Annotated in this window: 19 protein-coding genes; 2 read left to right on the top strand and 17 right to left on the bottom strand. The window is 36.1% G+C overall.

Going from position 1 to position 18,802, the window contains the following annotated elements:
* Positions 1 to 5: 5 nt before the first annotated feature.
* From MKX53_RS03310 to MKX53_RS03295, 4 genes are all read right to left on the bottom strand, one after another.
* Positions 6 to 998, bottom strand: coding sequence for an ABC transporter permease (locus tag MKX53_RS03310; RefSeq protein ID WP_340909040.1), 993 nt, complete (start codon positions 996 to 998; stop codon positions 6 to 8).
* Complete coding sequence (locus MKX53_RS03305) at positions 991 to 2,499, bottom strand: sugar ABC transporter ATP-binding protein (RefSeq protein ID WP_340909036.1); 1,509 nt, start codon at positions 2,497 to 2,499, stop codon at positions 991 to 993. Before MKX53_RS03305 ends, MKX53_RS03310 begins: the two co-directional genes overlap by 8 nt.
* A 62-nt stretch (positions 2,500 to 2,561) precedes the next feature.
* Positions 2,562 to 3,515 (bottom strand): ABC transporter substrate-binding protein, encoded by a 954-nt coding sequence (locus MKX53_RS03300; protein ID WP_340909034.1) that lies wholly within the window; start codon positions 3,513 to 3,515, stop codon positions 2,562 to 2,564.
* Positions 3,516 to 3,791: 276 nt separating this feature from the next.
* Positions 3,792 to 4,373 carry an ANTAR domain-containing response regulator gene (locus MKX53_RS03295; RefSeq protein ID WP_340909032.1) on the bottom strand — a complete coding sequence of 194 codons (582 nt, stop codon included), beginning with the start codon at positions 4,371 to 4,373 and terminating at the stop codon, positions 3,792 to 3,794.
* Positions 4,374 to 4,448: 75 nt separating this feature from the next.
* Between MKX53_RS03295 and MKX53_RS03290 the strand changes: the two genes are divergently transcribed.
* On the top strand, positions 4,449 to 6,302 hold the full coding sequence (locus MKX53_RS03290) for a histidine kinase dimerization/phosphoacceptor domain -containing protein (RefSeq protein ID WP_340909029.1): 1,854 nt from the start codon (positions 4,449 to 4,451) through the stop codon (positions 6,300 to 6,302).
* Between the two features lie 45 nt (positions 6,303 to 6,347).
* Here the strand turns inward: MKX53_RS03290 and MKX53_RS03285 are convergent, their stop codons facing one another.
* The 13 genes from MKX53_RS03285 to MKX53_RS03225 all read right to left on the bottom strand — a co-directional run bounded on the left by MKX53_RS03285 (position 6,348) and on the right by MKX53_RS03225 (position 18,248).
* Positions 6,348 to 7,202: an anti-sigma factor domain-containing protein gene (locus MKX53_RS03285; RefSeq protein ID WP_340909025.1), complete on the bottom strand. Its 855-nt coding sequence runs from the start codon at positions 7,200 to 7,202 to the stop codon at positions 6,348 to 6,350.
* A complete protein-coding gene (gene sigI, locus MKX53_RS03280) occupies positions 7,199 to 7,948 on the bottom strand; it encodes an RNA polymerase sigma-I factor (RefSeq protein ID WP_340909024.1) in 750 nt (249 codons plus the stop codon). The genes MKX53_RS03285 and sigI overlap by 4 nt, the downstream gene beginning before the upstream one ends.
* A gap of 155 nt (positions 7,949 to 8,103) precedes the next feature.
* On the bottom strand, positions 8,104 to 8,802 hold the full coding sequence (locus MKX53_RS03275; protein WP_340909021.1) for a hypothetical protein: 699 nt from the start codon (positions 8,800 to 8,802) through the stop codon (positions 8,104 to 8,106).
* Positions 8,803 to 9,011: 209 nt separating this feature from the next.
* On the bottom strand, positions 9,012 to 9,389 hold the full coding sequence (locus MKX53_RS03270) for a hypothetical protein (RefSeq protein ID WP_340909018.1): 378 nt from the start codon (positions 9,387 to 9,389) through the stop codon (positions 9,012 to 9,014).
* A 176-nt stretch (positions 9,390 to 9,565) separates the two neighbouring features.
* Entirely contained in the window at positions 9,566 to 10,477 is a 912-nt protein-coding gene (locus MKX53_RS03265; protein WP_340909016.1) for a DMT family transporter, read from the bottom strand.
* A 15-nt stretch (positions 10,478 to 10,492) separates the two neighbouring features.
* On the bottom strand, positions 10,493 to 11,941 hold the full coding sequence (gene panF / locus MKX53_RS03260) for a sodium/pantothenate symporter (RefSeq protein ID WP_340909015.1): 1,449 nt from the start codon (positions 11,939 to 11,941) through the stop codon (positions 10,493 to 10,495).
* Positions 11,938 to 12,204: a YhdT family protein gene (locus tag MKX53_RS03255; RefSeq protein ID WP_093538686.1), complete on the bottom strand. Its 267-nt coding sequence runs from the start codon at positions 12,202 to 12,204 to the stop codon at positions 11,938 to 11,940. Before MKX53_RS03255 ends, panF begins: the two co-directional genes overlap by 4 nt.
* Positions 12,205 to 12,581: 377 nt before the next feature.
* A complete protein-coding gene (locus MKX53_RS03250) occupies positions 12,582 to 13,841 on the bottom strand; it encodes an efflux RND transporter periplasmic adaptor subunit (protein ID WP_340909014.1) in 1,260 nt (419 codons plus the stop codon).
* A complete protein-coding gene (locus MKX53_RS03245) occupies positions 13,838 to 14,518 on the bottom strand; it encodes a hypothetical protein (protein ID WP_340909011.1) in 681 nt (226 codons plus the stop codon). The genes MKX53_RS03250 and MKX53_RS03245 overlap by 4 nt, the downstream gene beginning before the upstream one ends.
* Before the next feature lie 16 nt (positions 14,519 to 14,534).
* On the bottom strand, positions 14,535 to 15,908 hold the full coding sequence (locus tag MKX53_RS03240) for a S41 family peptidase (RefSeq protein WP_340909008.1): 1,374 nt from the start codon (positions 15,906 to 15,908) through the stop codon (positions 14,535 to 14,537).
* 50 nt (positions 15,909 to 15,958) lie between these two features.
* A complete protein-coding gene (locus MKX53_RS03235; protein ID WP_340909003.1) occupies positions 15,959 to 16,771 on the bottom strand; it encodes a flagellin N-terminal helical domain-containing protein in 813 nt (270 codons plus the stop codon).
* A 412-nt stretch (positions 16,772 to 17,183) separates the two neighbouring features.
* Positions 17,184 to 17,624, bottom strand: coding sequence for a transcriptional regulator (locus MKX53_RS03230; RefSeq protein ID WP_340908999.1), 441 nt, complete (start codon positions 17,622 to 17,624; stop codon positions 17,184 to 17,186).
* Positions 17,625 to 17,861: 237 nt separating this feature from the next.
* Complete coding sequence (locus tag MKX53_RS03225) at positions 17,862 to 18,248, bottom strand: hypothetical protein (RefSeq protein WP_340908997.1); 387 nt, start codon at positions 18,246 to 18,248, stop codon at positions 17,862 to 17,864.
* Between the two features lie 154 nt (positions 18,249 to 18,402).
* On the opposite strand from MKX53_RS03225, the gene MKX53_RS03220 reads away from it, so the two are divergent.
* On the top strand, positions 18,403 to 18,801 hold the full coding sequence (locus MKX53_RS03220; RefSeq protein ID WP_340908996.1) for a helix-turn-helix domain-containing protein: 399 nt from the start codon (positions 18,403 to 18,405) through the stop codon (positions 18,799 to 18,801).
* Position 18,802 lies beyond the last annotated feature (1 nt).

The raw sequence follows: 18,802 nt of genomic DNA, 5'->3' as shown, positions 1-18,802 counted from the left end.
TTAATCTAGTCAACTGTTTTCTTACTGCTAAAGTAAATTGCGCCAATAATAATGATTCCTGTTAGCACCATCTGTACATAGGAAGACACGCCCATTAGATTTAATCCATTCGAAAGAACACCCATTAATAATGCTCCTAGTAGGGTTCCTCCTATATGTCCACGTCCCCCAGCTATACTAGTTCCGCCTAATACAACTGCAGCAATTGCACTCAGTTCATAGCCTTCTCCAGCGTTTGGTTGACCTGACATTAGTCGTGACACTAAAATCATTCCACTAATACTAGCCGTAATCCCACTAATCACATAAACCATAATCTTGTACTTTTTAACTTTTACACCAGATAATCGTACTGCTTCTTCATTTCCTCCGATTGCATAGATATATCTACCAAATGGGAGGTGATTTAAAATAATATAAGCTATAAGAAAAACTACGGCCATGATCAAAACAGGCACTGGAATTATCCCAAATACATAACCTCTTCCAATAACCGAAAAATTACCAGGTAATCCTGACAGAGGATAACCACCTGTATAGAGCAATCCTGCCCCGCGAGCAATTTCCATCATTGCTAAAGTTACAATAATTGCTGGTATCCTTGCATAAGCAACTAAAGAACCCGTAATATAGCCAATCAATACTCCGATTGCAATCCCAATTAATATTGCAAGAATTGGAGGTAAAGAGAAATTAATCATCATACCTGCCATCATTGTTCCTGTAAGGGCCATCACAGAACCAACGGAAAGGTCAATTCCTCCAATTAAAATTACAAATGTCATACCTACAGCCAAAATCCCCACAATGGATACTTGTCGAAGAACATTGGTTAAGTTAGATGTTGTTAAAAACTGGTCACTACCAAAACTCATAATAGCCATTAGAATAATAAAGCCTATCAGTGTGAACATTTCAGGATTCTTAAATAAATTTTTAAACTTTAGACTCATAGTTGAAGACTTAGTTCTTACTTGATTGTCTGCTAGATTATTCATTGTCTACACCACCCGTTGCATAATACATAACCTTTTCCTGTGTTGCTTCTTCCCCAGCAAGTTCTGCTTTTATCTCGCCTTTATACATTACTAAAACGCGATCACTCATACCTAAAATTTCTGGTAGTTCTGAGGAAATCATAATGATGGAGATTCCTTTTTTCGTTAAATCCCTCATGATTTTATAAATTTCTTCTTTCGCACCGATGTCTATTCCTCTTGTCGGTTCATCAAAAATCAGTACCTTACAATCTGTATTTAACCATTTCGCTAAAACTACTTTTTGTTGATTTCCTCCACTTAAGAACTTAACTTGTTGGTTAGCACTCGGTGTCTTTATTCTTAAATCCTTTATAGAGTTGTTCACAATTACTAATTCTTTTTTTCGATCAATCAGTCTCATTTTACTTTGCAAGACTTTCAGATTAGGTAAGGTGATATTCTTCGCTACAGTCATTCCTAAAACTAAGCCTTGTGTTTTTCTACTCTCGGGTATTAAGCTTATCCCGTGTTCTAGAGCTTGTGTCGGTGAGTTTATAGAAGCACGTTTATCATTGATATATACTTCTTTTTCCTTTGTTGGGTCTGCTCCGATTAACGCTCTAACTGTCTCCGTGCGACCAGCACCAACCACCCCTGCAATACCCAAAATTTCACCTTTATTTAAATGAAATGAGATATTTTTTATATGATTGTTGCTAAGTTTTTTCACATTCAGCAACCTATTTTCTTCCGAATTTTGGACTTTCAATTTTTCTGGAAAAGCATTAATAACTTCTCTGCCAACCATCATTTTTATTATGTCTTGTTTCGTAACTTCACTAACTTTTTTTGTATCAATCCATTCACCATCTCTTAGGCATGTTAGTGAATCACAAATTTGTGAGATTTCATCTAAGTGGTGGGATATGTAAATAACGGTAACTCCTTGAGCTTTTAATCTTGCAATTAGTTCAAATAACTTATCAATGTCTTTGCCTGTTAAACTTGCAGTAGGTTCATCAAATATTAGTACTTTGGTTTCTATGGATATCGCTTTAGCGATTTCAATAAATTGTTGGTTTGCTACACTTAGTCTGGAGACTAGTTGGGTTGGGTCAATCTTTGCATTCAATTGATCTAATAGATTTATAGCCTTTGATTTCATTAATCTTTTATCTAATACCGTACTCCACTTTTTCAGTTCTCTTCCTAAAAAAATGTTCTCAATGCCATTTAAGTGTGGGATTAAACTAAACTCCTGATGGATAATGCTTATACCTTTTGCTTGAGCATCCTTAGGATCATTAAATTCAACCTTTTTTCCTTCATAAATGATTTCTCCCGATGTAGGGGTATATACTCCTGATAAGAGTTTCATCAATGTAGATTTTCCAGCACCATTTTCTCCGACAAGCGCATGAACTTCTCCACGCTTAATCTTAAAGCTGACATTATTAAGTGCCACAACACCTGGAAATTCTTTTCTAATATTTTTTACTTCAAGAATAGTTTCACTCATTTTTACCACCTTCCTCGCAACTTAAGGAAATAGTAAGGCACTAATTAGTGCCTTACTAATTACTACCAGCTAAAACCTTCTGCGTTTTCAATTGTTATAAGCTCTACATCTATCGGAACTTCCTTAGGAACTACTTCCGCCCCCCATAGTTTAGCAAGTGCCATTCCCAAAGCAATTCTTACTTGGTCAGCAGGGAATTGTGCAGAAGTTGCTTTAAATGCCCCACCAGCTAAAATGGCTTCAATTACTTCTGGATGTCCATCAACACTATATAACCAAACATCTTTTCCTGAAGCTTCGATTGCCCCTAGCGCTCCTAATGCTCCCCCATCATTTACACTAAAAAGTGCATCTAAGTCAGGGTTAGCTTGCAAAATATTTTCTGTAACATCCGTAGCTACAGCCCGATCTTGTTTTCCATTTTGAATATCTACAATTTCTATTCCTGAACTTTCAGCAACAGCTGCTTTAAAACCTTCTACACGTTCTAATATTGGTACAACTGGGATTCCGTCTAAAATTGCAACTTTCCCTTTACCACCTAAATCTTCAACCATCTTTTTACCTGCTAGATAACCAGCATCATAGTTTCTTGAACCAACGAATGTATCAATCGGTCCACTTGCCTGTGCATCTACTGCAACTACAATTACTCCTGCTTCGTCAGCTGCAACGACAGCTGGCTCTATACCTTCACTATCTGTTGGATTTAAAATTAGAATATCAATACCACGTTGAATCATATCGTCAATATCATTTGCCTGTTGCGCTACATCGTGTGCTGCATCTGTAATAATTACTTCTGCTCCAATGGTTTTTGCTGCCTCTTCAAAAGCCTTTTGCATTGAAATAAAGTAAGGATTATTTAATTCTTGGAATGAAATACCTATTAATAAATCTTTTTTGGCTCCTGTGTTTCCTTCACCTTCTTTAGTACCTGCTTCATTGCTACATCCAAAAGTAATTAATACTAATCCCATAAGGACCATAAGAAACTTCATACTTCTTTTTTTCATGTTCCATTTCTCCTTCACCCCTAAATTTATAAAGCGCTTTCAAAAAATCCCTTTCCCTCCTTAATAACGTTAAATAAAATATTGTTTAAAAACAATAAAGAGCACCTCGAAATAAACAGGATAAATTCCTGTCATTCAAGGCACTCTTCACCTAGTTATATCAACTCACCAGCCGTAAGCAAGTTGTACAACAATTATTAAATTAATTTTCAAACAATTCTTATGCACATTATATACTTAATATTATTTTAATGTCAATGTAATATTTGATACTTTTTAGAATAATTCGTCAGCTTGTATTAAACTCTTGGCAACCTGCACAACTTTTTCATTTTTTTGGTTACTTATTTTTTGGAGTAATTTCATTGCTTCTGGTTCAGACAATTCTTTTCTTTTCATAAGTATTCCCTTTGCCTTTTCAATAAACACCCGATTATTCAAGGCCTCTTTAGTTGTTTTTAACTCCGTATTTAACTTCATAATTTCTTCCGCTTTGCTCATACTTATTTTAATGGCAATACTCAAATCTTTTTCATCTACAGGTTTCACAAGATAATACAAAACCCCTTCTGAACTAGCTCTCTCGATCAAGTCCGAATCATGATACGCACTAACAATTATGGATGGAATAAACAACTTTTCATTGATTCTTTTTATAGCCTCTATCCCATCTATTAATGGCATATTAATATCCATTATCAATAAGTCGGGATGATAAATATTTGCTAATTCAACAGCCTCTTCGCCATTTTCAGCTTCTGCAATCACTCTATGCCCTAGAGATTGTAGCATAACCTTAAAACCTAATCGATTTATAGAACTATCATCAGCTATAAGAATTTTTAATCCTTCGCTCATATTTATACCTCACTTCTATAATTCATCCTATGATTATGTTAGGATGTTTAGTAATAATAATGATGGAGTGATAGGATGTATCCTTTATTGGAAATAAAAGATTTAACTTTTTCAAATCCCGACGGTTCACTCAAAAACCTCTCACTCACTCTTCACCACGGTGAAATTCATGCCCTAGTAGTAAAAAATACGTCAGAACAAGCTTTAGTGATGGCAGCGATACTAAAGTATCAAGAGTCAAAAGATATTGATGGTGAAATTCTTTTGTCCAACATAAAACTTGCTAAAGGGAAGCAAAGTTTCAGGAAAGCTAATATTCAGATCATGCATGCCAAATCACAAGTAATTGAAAACCTATCGGTCACTGAGAATATGTATATGTCGAGTATGCCTAAGTTTAGACCATTTCCATTTATTAACTGGTACTCTGCCAGGAAAAAGGCTTATCGAACATTAAGAGATGCTAGTTTTGATATCAATCCTAGCATTAGAATATCCGAATTGTCGAGAGAAAATAAAAGAATTGTCTACTTTTTACGATTGCTAACGCATGAGCCTAAAATAATGATACTACAAGAACCATTTGAAGATTTATCTGAATCGACTATTTCTATTTTTAAAGATCTTATCAAACGACATGTAAATAATGGCGGTAGCATTTTATACCTAACCAAACAGTGGGAAGATGCTTTAATGATCTCTAATAGAATATCTATCTTATCCAAGGGAAAAATAATAAATGAAATGTCAACCGAAGAAGCAACTAAAAATCCAGCTGAACTTGTTCGACGGATCGAAAATATTAATCTCATCAATAAATCGATTACCGACGTTGAAGATCAAGAAACTCAACAATTACTAGAGGCAGTCTTTAAAGCAGCTGAGTTTTTAACTTCTGAATATGAATTAAATGATATATTACAACTATTAATTTCAGAAGCTATTAAAGCCCTAAACGCATTAAATGGCTCTATTATTTTATATGATGAAAAAACAAATTCTATTATTGATGAGTTTGTTATAAATGATAGCCGTACTATTTTTCAAAGGCTTAACCGTTCATCTATTTACAATGTAGTGGAAGGTAAACAAGTATATTGGGCAAATTCAACTCACTCCAATTTTAAAACTCATTTTAATAACACAGATGATACGAAGAGTTTTATATGTGCTCCTATTTTATCAAGAGAATTATATGGGATTATCCATCTTAACTTCGCAGAACTAACTACTTTTACTGAAAAAGAAATAAAATATTTAAAAGCCTTTTCAAGGCATGCTGCTTTAGCTATAGAGGATACACGTCTAATGGGTAATTCCATATTAATGAAGGAGAGTCATCATAGAATTAAAAATAATCTTCAAACTGTTTCTAATTTAGTCTTGCTACAAAAAAGTGCCCTACTGACCAATCCAGAGAGAACTATTGATGAGGCTCTAGACAATATTTCTAGTTATGTTAAAAGTATCGCACAGGTCCATGACTTAATGTCCAAAGATCATATGGGACGAAGTATTATTAATCTTAAGGACTTAATCTTATCGATTGTGCAACTAATGGACATTCACCCTGAAATTACGGTGAGTATGGAATTAGAAGATATTTTCATTCCATACAATAAAGCAACTTCAGTTGCACTAATCGTTAATGAGTTACTAATGAACTCTTATAAACATGCATTTAATGATAAACAAACTGGCTCCATTAATGTCAGTAGTTATAAGGATAATGACCAACTAATTTTTTCAATTCAAGACGATGGTATCGGCCTACCAAAAGGTTTTAATATAACTGACTCTAAGGGACTCGGTCTATCCGTTATCGAAACAATGCTAAAAAGTGAGTTTAAAGGAAACTTGATATTCAAAGGGTTAGAATTCGGCTGCCAGGTAGAAGTTAAGATCCCACTGCAGAGACTATTCTCTTAAAATTTTAGAAAATAAAACAAGAGCAGCTTTATTTGCTCTTGTTTTTTAGTTATTAGCATTTTTATTGTTACCATTATTCTTATTGGCATTGTTTCCGTTATTTGATTTGTCCTCGTTCTTTTTCTTTTCTTGACCTGGGACTTTGTTGGAATTATTTGTTGGTTTGTTTTCTTTAGGTTGTGCTTTATTCTCATTTGATTTGTCTTTTGTCTCGGTGTTCTTAACTGGTTTTTCAATAGGTGAGTTCTTTGTTTCCGTTTTTGTTGCTGGTATATTTTGGTTTGGTAACTTTTCTTCTTTTTTAATTTGACCTGGAGGCTTTGCGTTTTCTTCCTTAGGTTTCGTGTTTTTTGGTACTGGTTCGATAGAATTCTTTTGTGGCAAAGGGTTTTTATTCACTTTTTGTACTGCTTTTTCAATTTGTTTTTTTAGTTTAGGTTTATCTTCTTTTTCATAAACGGTTGATACTGCAAGTTCATTCTTATCCGTACTTATTTGTTCTACCGCTTTTGCTAACACCAAGTCCATTGGTTGTCCTTCCCAATCACTCATTGTTTCTGTGGAGGATTGAAGGGAAATAACTTTGCCGTCCTCATCTACGCCAATTTCAATAGTCGAATCACCTTCTACCTGTATATAGGCGTATGCAGGAGTAGCTTTGGGAAACCAGGATGCTACTAAAAATAGAAGGAGGATTGCTGCTATTAAGGCCGGCGCTATGAAAATAGGTTTCATCCGTCTTTTAGATGTGGTTGAAGCAATTAAATGAAACGCTGCTTCTTCACCTATTTGAACGTCTGCAATAAGTGGAACTCCACGAAGAAACTCGCCATTTTCTGTAAGAAAAACAGTGTAGCTTGCCTTCTTTTCACAAACAATGCCCCTATATTTTCGCATCATATGATTTCTCCTTTCACGTAGTCTTTTATATAAACGAAGTCACTATTTAATAGAAGTACGACTGCAATAATGTACTTTCGTTGCCGTTCGAGTGTTTTTCTCGACACTTCTACTAGTGCTTCCATTTCTTTCAAAGGTAGTTTTTTAGTTTTCATTAATAGTGTGTACAGTTCCTCTGAATCTGCGATAATTTGAGCAATTTGAAAGGCTGTTTTTCTAGTGTCTTTATGTTTCGGGGCTGCTTTTGTTAACTCGTCAAAGGATAGTTTAAAGTTTGATAATAAATCGCTGTATTTTAACAATTCTTCTTGCCTTGATAGTGTAAATTGTTCTTCTGAGTATGTAGTTACTGCATGCTGTTTTAATAAAAAATGGGCATCCTCCGATGCATTGTCATCAGTATCAAACAGTAATTCTTTTTTATTCCGAATTGTTTCTTTCCGAATAAAATCAATAATGCGTCTTTTTATAATTAAATGGGCAAAGGTTTGGAAGGAAGTATTTTCAGAAGGATTGTATGCATTAATCGCTTCGTGACATCCATTTAACGCAATGCTGAATTCTTCATCTTGCTCCTCAATAGGTCGTTTACAAATGAAACTGGCGGTTTTTTTCGCAAATTGGGTATGGGCAAAAAGGAGGTCATTTAGAACCTCCTTGTCCCCTGCTTGCGCTTTTTTAATAAGCTCTTGCATATTCTGTTTTGGTTTTGTTTTGAATAGACCTTGCATTATTGACAAGAGCATACATACCCTCCGTTCCCACATTTCCCTTAGGCAATAAGTATACTTTAGCTAAAGGGAGAATGAAAATCGGTATTAATATTAGATTACTAGACGAAATTAAAAGTATCTACACGATTTATTTCAGTTCTAATAATAGTGTTTTAGTTAAAATGGATTTATTTTTGGTTTTTGTTCTCTTTGTGTTCTTGTTTTTCAGCTTTGCGCTCTTCTTTTAACGCGTTCTTTTCTTCTTTATGCTCAGCTTGTAATGCTTTTCGTTCTTCTTTGTGTTCTTGTTGTAGCGCTTTTCTTTCTTCTTTTTCGGCTTGTTTTATTTCTATTTTAGGTTGTTTTACGGTCTCTTTCACTACTGGTTCTTTTTCAAAAGGCTTTACTACAGGTGTTTCCGATACAGGTATTTCTGTTTTCGGCTGCTCCATCACAGGAGGTTGTACAATAGGATCTTCTTTTTTAGGTTCTGTTTGTTTTGGTTCTTCTTGTTTAATTGGCTTTAGAGTTTCTACTTGTTTAGCTTCAAACTTTGCAATTGCGCGTTCTGCATTGCGTTTAATCGCAGCTTTAGCAGTTTCATTACCAGCATTTTCATAAGCTTTAGAAAGGGCTACTAAGTTTCCAGCGTTGTATCCTTCTGGAATATTAATATCCATGCCTACTGTATCGCCTGTTGTCACAACTGGTATCACAGTGTCTGGTGTCGAAGTTTTCGGCACTTCAACTGTTTCCGTTTCTTTTTGATCAAGCACTTTGTTCAAGTCTACCGTATCAAACAAATTTTCGTTTGCCCAAGCATAACTCGCTCCTGTTACCGTCATTGTAGCTACTAATAATGCTGCTCCAGTTTTTTTAAATTTCATCTGCAAAGTTACATCACCTCGTATTGGATTTTGTCTTTTGGTTTCGACACTTAGTTATTCGAAGTGATTGTCCTTTTTGTGGGGGTCGGGATAGATTTTATTTACTTACTGATGATTGCGGAATACTGGAGGTTGCCGAGTGATCGAGAGGTGGTTGCTCTCGGAACGCGTTATTTCCCCGTTTTTAATCCACCAAAAAAACGAACGCATTATTTACGTTCGTTTTTCTGGATTACATTCATTCCTTGAAGCAGTGTTTTTGCATCTTCATTTAAATACTGTTTCATTTCTTCATTCAAGAAGAGCTCTGGATTGTTGTTTACAACTAGTTTTAGCCCTGCAAGATCGAACTTAGTAGCGTAGGTATTGACCGAATATATAACAGTCATTTCGTGGCGGCTTAATGCTTTTTCATTTGTCTCTACTTTCTGTTTGATAATATCAAACATTGCTCTGGAATTGCCACGTAAAAGTTGTCTATGTTTTGTAAGTATGTCTATGTTCTCTTCGATATACTTTCTGGCTGATACTAAGTCTAGACTATCAATACTTTTGTTTAGTTGTTTTAATAGTTCTGGAAAGTCCATAATATCCCCCATCTCTTTTGTGATAAACCCTTTATATAAGTATAGGCTAAAGGATACCTGGTGTATATGGACACAATGCACCTAGAAGAATGCCATTTGTAAAATTTCCACCAGAGATCGGGAATTTGTTGAGATACTTTTGAATTATGTTGGATTTCTTTAATAGGGTCAAAGAACTATTTATTATCTGCTAATTTTCTTTTTTTCCATAAATCTTCTGCAGCTCCTGAGCCTAGCATAACGCCTGCCACGATTAATATTAGTCCAAGGAAATGGTTGAGGTGTAACACTTCCCCTAAGAATAGGGCAGAAATTATTAATGCAAATAAAGGATTTAAGTTCATGAATATCGCCGCTTTCGTTGCACCTGCTTGACCTATCGCATAGTTGTATATAAGGTGACCAATTGCAGTACTGACAACTGCAGAAGCAAAGAAAACTGCCCAAAAGGTTGGTGTTGTGTTAGCAAATTGTTTAATAGCACCAGGTTCTTGAATAAAACTAATGACAAATAGGAATGCTGCACCGATTAGCAGCATATAGACTGTCAATAATCGTGGGTCCAATGTTTGAGCAGCCTTACTAACGATCATAAAGCTTAATACTTGCACAAATATTGCTAAAAATACGTAGAAATCGCCTAGGTTTGCTCCCATCGTTTCATTGCCTATTAGAATGGAAACCGCAATCCCAGCTAGACCAAGTACTAGACCTAACCATTGAAACTTTGATGGGTAGTACTTTAAAATGATTGCTGCTGATATTGCTGTAAGCATAGGTCCAGTTCCTAAGATTAACCCTCCGTGAGTTGCACTAGTGATGGATAAGCCCATATTGAGAAAGTAATGATGCGCTACCACATTAGTGAGCGTTCCGAGTAAAATGTACTTCCACTCACTGCGCGATGGTTTACGTAGTAATTTCATTTTCCATAAAATCACGACAACGACTAACCCTGCTACTAGTATTCGAAATGAAGTAAGTGTTACGGGTGGGACTGCTTCCACCATGTATTTGAGTAGTGATACGTTAGCCCCCCAAGCGAACATGACAAATACAAGCATTGCATATATTTTCCATTGTTTCATCTGAGGATCTCCTTATTAATATATATATTTTGTTTTATTGACCAATAAACTGAATGTTACGTAGGCAATGAATGACAAGACAACCGGTATTACCACTGTATGTAGATCAAATAAGTTTCCGTATGCCAGATTGTAAAAATGGAGCACAATATAGGAAACAATTCCAGTAATCATCGATGCAATTGCACCGTATTTATTGCCATATGACCAGTATAATCCTAGCACAATCGGCCAAATAAAGGCTGCCTCAAGTCCTCCAAAAGCAAATAAGTTTAAGAATATTAACAGTTCTGGCGGATTCAATGCCAATAAAAAGACAATGCTGCCTAAAATTGCGGTTACTCCAAAACTTAAAGTTTTAACTTTCTTCTCAGTTGCATTTGGATTGATATAGTTAATATAAACGTCTTTCACAATAGAAGAACTTACAAGAATGAGCAAGGAATCTACTGTTGACATAATTGCAGCAAGTGGCGCAGCTAGCACGATACCAGCGAGCCAAGCAGGAAGAATTTTCAATGCGACAAGCGGAATCACTGTATCTGCTACTTCAATTCCTGGCATTACCGGTCGAGCAAAAATACCGATGAGATGCATATTCAGCATGATGAAACCAGTGACAAGCGTACCAATTACTAATGCACGGTGCATTGAGCGCGTATTTTTGTACGACATTGCTCTTACTGCCATTTGTGGAAGACCTACGACCCCTACTCCTACAAGGATCCAAAAGGATGACACATAGGCGGCAGATAAATTCCCTTCGTTGCCGTATGGCGTCACTAAATTTGGATTTTCGTTCAAAAGGTCCTGCATAATATTCGGTACTCCACCACCCGCAATAATGACTGCGATTAGTAGGATGAGCGTTCCAATTACCATAACCCCGCCTTGCACAGCATCTGTCACTGCCACTGCTCGGAAACCACCAATAACTACATAAACTAAAACTGATACAGCAAAAATAAATAATGCCGTCGTATACTTCAGACCAGTTAGCGATTCAATTAAACGACCGCCACCAACCCATTGGGCTGTCATAGCGGAAAACAAAAAGATAATGATACTAGCAGCAGCCAGTAAAACAACTGCTTTACTATCGTTATAGCGTACTTTCAGAAAATCTATTAATGTAATTGCGTTATATTTGCGGGCTAAGATGGCAAACTTTTTCCCAAGAATAAGTAGCACAAAATAACTTGTCACTACTTGAGTCATCGCAAGTAACACCCAGCCAAACCCCATCGTATAGGCAGTTCCTGGTCCACCTAGGAAACTGGAGGCACTACCATATGTAGCAACCATCGTCATTGCCAATACAAATCCGCCTAGCTCACGCCCACCTAAAAAGTACTCCTGTAAAAATCCACCTGTCGATGCTTCTAATTTCTTACTAGACCAAAAGCCAATGAAAAAAATAATGGCAAGAAAAATGACCATCGGGATGATTACTTGTATATTCACTGTTCATCCCCCTCTTCCTCTAACGAAACATCCTTCAACACGAATTTCACCAGTATAATAACTGTAATTGCCACAAGTATAAAACCAACAATACAACTATAAAAAAACCAATCTGGAAATCCTAGAATATATGAATATTCCTCTACTGGTTTCGAGCCAAGCCCATATGCAAAACCAAACCACCATATAAAATGTACAATTGCCAGTGCAACACCAATCAGTGCTTCTCTATGGGCAATCTTAAATCTAGGATCCATTGTCATCCACTCCTGCCGTTCGTAATGTGTCACTCTAGTATAACGAAGTTAAATTCAGTTGTTAATAGGGGTTTTTAAAGAGATTAGAAGTTTTGGAGTTTAGCATGCCTCTCATATACGGCTTTCTCGCTCTCGCATGAAGACAATTCTCTCTCGTATATACTGATTTTGCTCTCTTATTGGCGACATTCTCTCGTATACGCCTACCTCGCTCTCATATCGAAGCTATTCCCTCTCGCATGAAGACAAGTCTCTCTCGTACATACTAATTTTACCCTTTTATATTCGACATTCTCTCGTATAGCTAGAAACCTCTCTCATACAGCCACTTCTCAAAAAAACAACCGAACAGCGCAATGCTTTTCGGTTGTTATCAATGATATTTATTTGTAAGTTAAGTATTTCACGTAGTCTTTCCAGCTGACTGATTTGATGCTATTCCAGGTTGGAAGGTCTACTGGGAATGGTAGAAATACTTCGGCATTGTCTGTTTTTTGGTCATCATTGAGGAAGATGCTCCCATTACTTAGTCCTTCTGAAATAATGGCATGTTGTTTCAAGTCGAACGGTACGGTTACAGATGTACGAACGATTCTGCCCTCACTTGTCAGTGTGTAAACTTCTGCTGCATTTTCGGAGCGGTTGAGTAACCATTTCGATTTTACCTGCACAGCATTCTCTGCTTGGTTCGTAGTGATTACTGAATTTAGATTTGCGGCAAATGGCAAAGCTTCCAATGGTTCTGCTAACTGAATCTGCACTTCGTACAACGGTTCGTCCGTTTTACTTGCAAATTGTTCGTATGCTGTTAGCCATTTAGATGCATTAGCAGGTACTTGTACTTTGCTTAAAATACTGCCTTCTACTACTCCATCTCGGTGAGTTGAGTAATTTTTCACACTTTGACCTTCTTCAATATCATGCCATTCGGATTCTTTTACGTAAGTAATGACTGATTTTTCATTTGCAAATAAGTGAATAAAGTATTTCCCATTGCGTTCTTCAATAGTTGAAACAGTGCCACTTATTGGGCTTAATAAAGAAAGTTCCCCTAAATCCTGTGCAAGCTGAGCATCGACAATTTGAAGTTTACGATCTACTTCTGCTAGTTTTTGTTTTGCCTCTGCTATCCCTTGAGCAAAATTACCATCTTGCGATACGTTAACGTCCACTTGGACATTTACATCGACAATCTCGTCTGCCGTGCCTCCAGTTGCCTGTCCATTACTCGATGAACTCGGATCTGCTCCATAACGATCGGATTCCAGGTCGCTTATGATTTCATTAAGCTCTGATTGCTCTTGCATATAGGCCTGCTGCTCTGTTTCCCATAGCAAGCGTTGGTCTTCAGCAGAATTTGTTTTGAGTGTAGCAAGATCACTACCTTCCTCTACTGAATCTCCTTCTGCTACAATGACATCATTCACAGCTTCTACATCAATCGCAACAGACATCTCATTAGCAGGAATTACAATGGATTCTTTTTCGATTTCCGTAGCATATGTATTTTCATTTGCCCGTTCATATTCACTCACATAAAATGTTCTACTGATTTGACTTTTATCTGAATAGATGAGAACCGCATTAGCTCCTATAAAGGTAGCGACAACTATGGAAATCCCTATAGTTAACCATTTATTCATTTGGTTTGCCCCCCTTCGACCCATGACTCAATTGGGAGTATTTCAAAGCCAGCTGTAATAAGAGCTAAAACTATTTGAATTGCTACTAACAAGAAGAATAATTTACGTGTAGATAGCGTAGTAAAAGCTCGTAAAAAATGATATTGAATAGCAATTATTAATGCAGTAATCAAGGATAATTCATTGAAGAAATGATTGAAATAGGTATGTTCTAGAAACGTAGCTGATAGTGGTCCAAATGAAAGGACTGAGTAATCGGTCGTGTAGCCAACTACAGCATATAAGAAATAGTTAAGTGCTTTCTCCATTAAAAGAATTGCCACGACGAATAGTTGTAGAATCGCTACTTTGGATAAATCTACTTTAGTAAACTTATGTAAAATATAAGAGATTAAAAAGAAATGAAGGGCCATGTATAATAACGACCAAATAATAGTTCCTATTAAAGATATGATTCTAGCAATCGTAAATGTATCTTCATAGCCGTTGACAAATAGAGCAGTTAGTTCTTCTGTGTGTAATCCCCAAATATCTCTTAGTGCAAATAATAGGACTCCAAAGATTGCGACGAACCATACGCGACTTTGAAAGTCTCTCATCGTGGCTTCTTCCTTTAACGAGACAATGAGATCATTTCTGTTAAACAGGTATTTCCAAAAACGAAATTCAAAAAACATTCCAGTGTTCCCCCTCTTATGGTTGAACAGTTACTTCCACATAAGCACCATTTCTCATCATAATTCCTTCATTTGTTTGGAATGTCGGATGAATGAGAAGTAGATAGGCTGCTCCTTTTTCTAGTGGTGCTGTTGGTGTGACAACGAACTGTTTTGATGATTTTGCTTTAATAGTAACCGGGACCGTGTTGGTAGATCCTAATTTCACTAGTTCCACTTTTTGCTTTGTATTTTCTACTACAGTGCCGGAAAAAGTAATAGTGAATTGTTTCGTTGTCGGTACATTAAGTAATGCGGACATCTTTTTATAGTTTGTATTTGATTCTACTAATGCGTCTTGATGCGCTTGTAATAACTCATATCCAACTTCTGTTTCGTAGTTGGGCTTCACACCCTTTTTGTGAATAAGCGTTCCCTTAGGGCCAGTAAAGTTTGCAACTGTCAATTTTATAATTGATTCATCTGAAAGACTAAAGAATGATTGCATGGAACCTTTTCCATATGTAGTTTGACCATAGAGAGTTGCCGATTTTTGATCTAGTAATGCGGCTGCAGTCATTTCTGAAGCACTTGCACTATACCCATTCACTAGCACTTTCGTATTGGCAGGAAACAACGAGGGTTGCTTCGTCGATTTAGTTAATGTAGTCTCTTTTGTGGTAATAATTTTAAACGCATCAGGACTGTTTGGAAATAGACCAATAAGTTCTTCTGCTGTATGTACATATCCTCCGCCATTATTACGCAAGTCCAGTATAAATGAAGTTGCACCCTTCTTTTCTAGATCAACTTTTGCTTTTTGTACAAGAACTGCTCCATCATCAGAAAATGAATTCATACTTATATATCCAACACTACCAGCTAAGAGTTCTTTTGTTACTACAGGAATCGTAAACTTCTTTCGCGTTATGTTAAATACTTGTTTGGAATTGTTACTGGTCAATATCTGTAATTGGACGGCGGTTCCTTCTTTACCTGTAATCATCGAAGATGCTTGTTGTATTGACATACCATTAGTTGCGATACCATCAACGGAAAGAATAATATCACCCGGTGATATACCAGCTTGAGCAGCTGCTCCTCCTTCAAACGTGCCGACAATTTGAATTCCCTTCGGATGTTCTTCAATTGTCACCCCAATGCCAGTGGTCGTATTATTGATGGAATTCGTGTATGCCTCAAATTCTTCCCTCGTAAAATAAGTAGAGTAGGGATCTAACTGTTTCATTATCTCATCAATAGAATCTATGTCTACTATATTTGAAGGTACTTCACCTTTGTAGTGCTCACTAACTAAGTTTTTCACTTCATCCAGCGGTGCTGCCAATGAAGAAAACGGTGTTGAGATTAGACCGATAAAGATTACTGCAAGGACAGTAAACCTCTTCATCCCATTTCCCCCTTTTTGTTTTCTATAAACCTATCTTAACTGAAATAGTGTTACTTTAGTAGCTGTAGTACACTTTGTGCTTGCTGCATATGCAAGCTTAGGACATATTGGTTGGCTTGCATTAATATACTTGCTTTAGTGAGCGCCATCATTTCCTTTGCAATATCTACATCTCTAATTCTAGATTCGGCCGCAGTCAGGTTTTCTTCCATATTAAGTGCATTATTATATGCATGCTCCATACGATTTGTATATGCGCCCATTTTGGACCGTTCACTTGATACCTTTTGAATAGCTTTATCGAGCTCTTCCATTGCTTTTTCTGCACCGTCTCTAGTAGAAATAGATAGATTCTGTATTCCAATATTAGTAGCACCCATATTCCCAAATGACAATTCAATAAATTGTCCTGCATTAGCACCTACCTGAATTTTAATAGAATTTTGGGAGCCATCTAATAAAGGCTTTGTATTAAATTCCGTATCTTTAGAAATTCTAGAGACTTCTTTTTTTAGTTCTTCAAACTCTATCGCCATTTGATCTCGATCTGAATTGGTCAGCGTATCATTAGCTGATTGAACACTAAGTTCTCTCATCCTTTGCAAAATAGAATGAGTTTCATTCAGCGCACCTTCTGCAGTTTGGACAAGGGAAATTCCATCTTGGATATTCCTCGAAGCCTGTCCAAGCCCCCGAATTTGGGCACGCATTTTTTCAGATATAGCTAGACCAGCTGGATCATCCCCCGCTCGATTAATACGATATCCAGAAGAAATACGTTCCATGGACTTATTTATCATTGCATATTGAGAGTTCATATTCCTTAAAATAGATAGTCCAGTAGAATTCCATTTCCCAAGCATCCTATCAACTCCCTTTAGCGTTATATCGCCATATTTATATTATACTTCACCTTTCTACACTATGCTTTTCTTACTGTATGTGTTTACAAAGAATTAATTCGTTAAAAAGTGACTAACTCCTTCCTTTTTTGGACAGGATAAGTGAAACTTTTGAAATTATTTTACTACAAATTAAATAATCGAGTTATTTCCCGGGAAATTGACAGGAAAGGAGTTATATAATGAAAATCGACAAGTTTGGATTTAATTGGGGGGATATTTTGTTTGGAGTACTCGGATCCAGTGGTTTTGTGTTGTTCCTTCACTTTTTTACCGCTTCCTAAAATAGATAGCACATAAAAACACCTACCGAAATATTTCTACTCGTTAGGTGTTTTCTATTTAATAAAGTTATACAATGTGACAGCCTCCGTTAATTTTCAATATACTGTTGTAGTTTGTTAAATAACTCCTCATCTCTCATCGTCAATGCAAAGTCAAACATGCGCTCTAAATTTTGTTCTTCTAGTAGTTTGATGACTTCTTCTGTCCCTTCAATTGCTCCTTCTTGTGTATCAATTTGATTTGCTTCTTCTAAGATGGTTTGTAGATGTGTATGAATATCCGACACAAGCAATAATTGATAAAGTGGAAGTCGAATAAATCTATTCCCTTTTTGAAAAACAAATACCTCCGATAAATTTTCTACCTGTAACGTCTGCGCATTTAAAATAATCTCCTTGCCCTCTACCGGTATAAAATGAAAAAGCTCATCATCTTTCCTTATGGAAAAGTATTGGTAGGCAAACACCATCTTTATACTGTTGCCTTCATACTTTGTATAAAATGGTTTCATTAACTGTACAAGTATCATCTGCTCCTCCCCCTTTCATTAATAGAATTTTCTGATTACTATCAGTTTATCACATTTCCTTTTTTTCGTGTAGTTAATGGTTTAAAAATATTTGTCTATTGAAAATAGGTTACTTGCACTGTTGCATTGGCTACTTTCGCTCGAGTATAATATACTCCCAAAACCGGACAACCTTCTAATAAATAATTATACATACCAAAAAGCGAATGTAGAATCCATTCGCTTTTTGGTATGTCTTTATTTCCCCGTGGTTCTTGGTTTATTTCTTCCTTTTGCTATAGTGAAAAAGCCAAACAACTTTGGATTATATTCAACGATAAACGTGTTAAAGACCTTTTCTATAACTTTTGTTTGGTTAAGCTCTCCTTCATGTTCTAAGTAAAAAGATAATAAGTCGGCTTCATAATCCAATTTTAAATCATAAACCATGAAATCCTCTGCAACTATTTGATCAATCTGAGTCATCTCGTTTTCACTATATCCACTAAAATACTCTATATACTTTTTCTTCACGCCAATAACCTTTACTTCTCCTTCATTTCTTCTTGCATGATTTCGCAGTAATGTTAAAAAAGACGGTATGTATAATTGTATTTTTTCGACTGCTATCTCTCCCTTTCTCACGGAACTTATACCTATATTTTCTATTTATGTTACTCGTTGTATATTCCTTATACTATAGATATTCATTCCTTTCATGGTTATCTCCAATTTGGCGATTTTTATTCATCTTCTCTTTAATTTCGCTATTCTTGCATTGTATATGGGAGGGATGAATTTGGCATTTTGGGAGCATTTACGGGATTATCGTGAAAAACTAGATATTACACAAACGGAAGCTGCTAAAGTATTGGGTATTGACCATTCTGCATTATCAAAATATGAAAAAGGCAGTCTTGGTATATCAATAGAGTTACTGACTAAAATAAAAGAAAAATATAAAATTCCAGACGAGCAATTTTTATATATGCTTCAAGATAAGCGCTACAAAAGCGAAGACCCTATTTTAGAAGCGAGAGAAAGTAAAGCAAGATACATAGAAACTTTTCATGATGAGTATGTAGATAAAGTTATCCACCTAAAAGAGTATCGTGATCTTACTATCGATATTGTCAATTTTGCGGACAATGACAAAGATCGAAGAAACTACATTTTAAATCGTTGGAAAAAAGATTAGA

It is taken from the genome of Psychrobacillus sp. FSL K6-4615, from assembly GCF_038008225.1.
Taxonomy (GTDB): Bacteria; Bacillota; Bacilli; order Bacillales_A; family Planococcaceae; genus Psychrobacillus; species Psychrobacillus psychrotolerans.
Note: the sequence above shows the minus strand (reverse complement) of the source record. Positions and strands in the feature narration are given on the sequence as shown.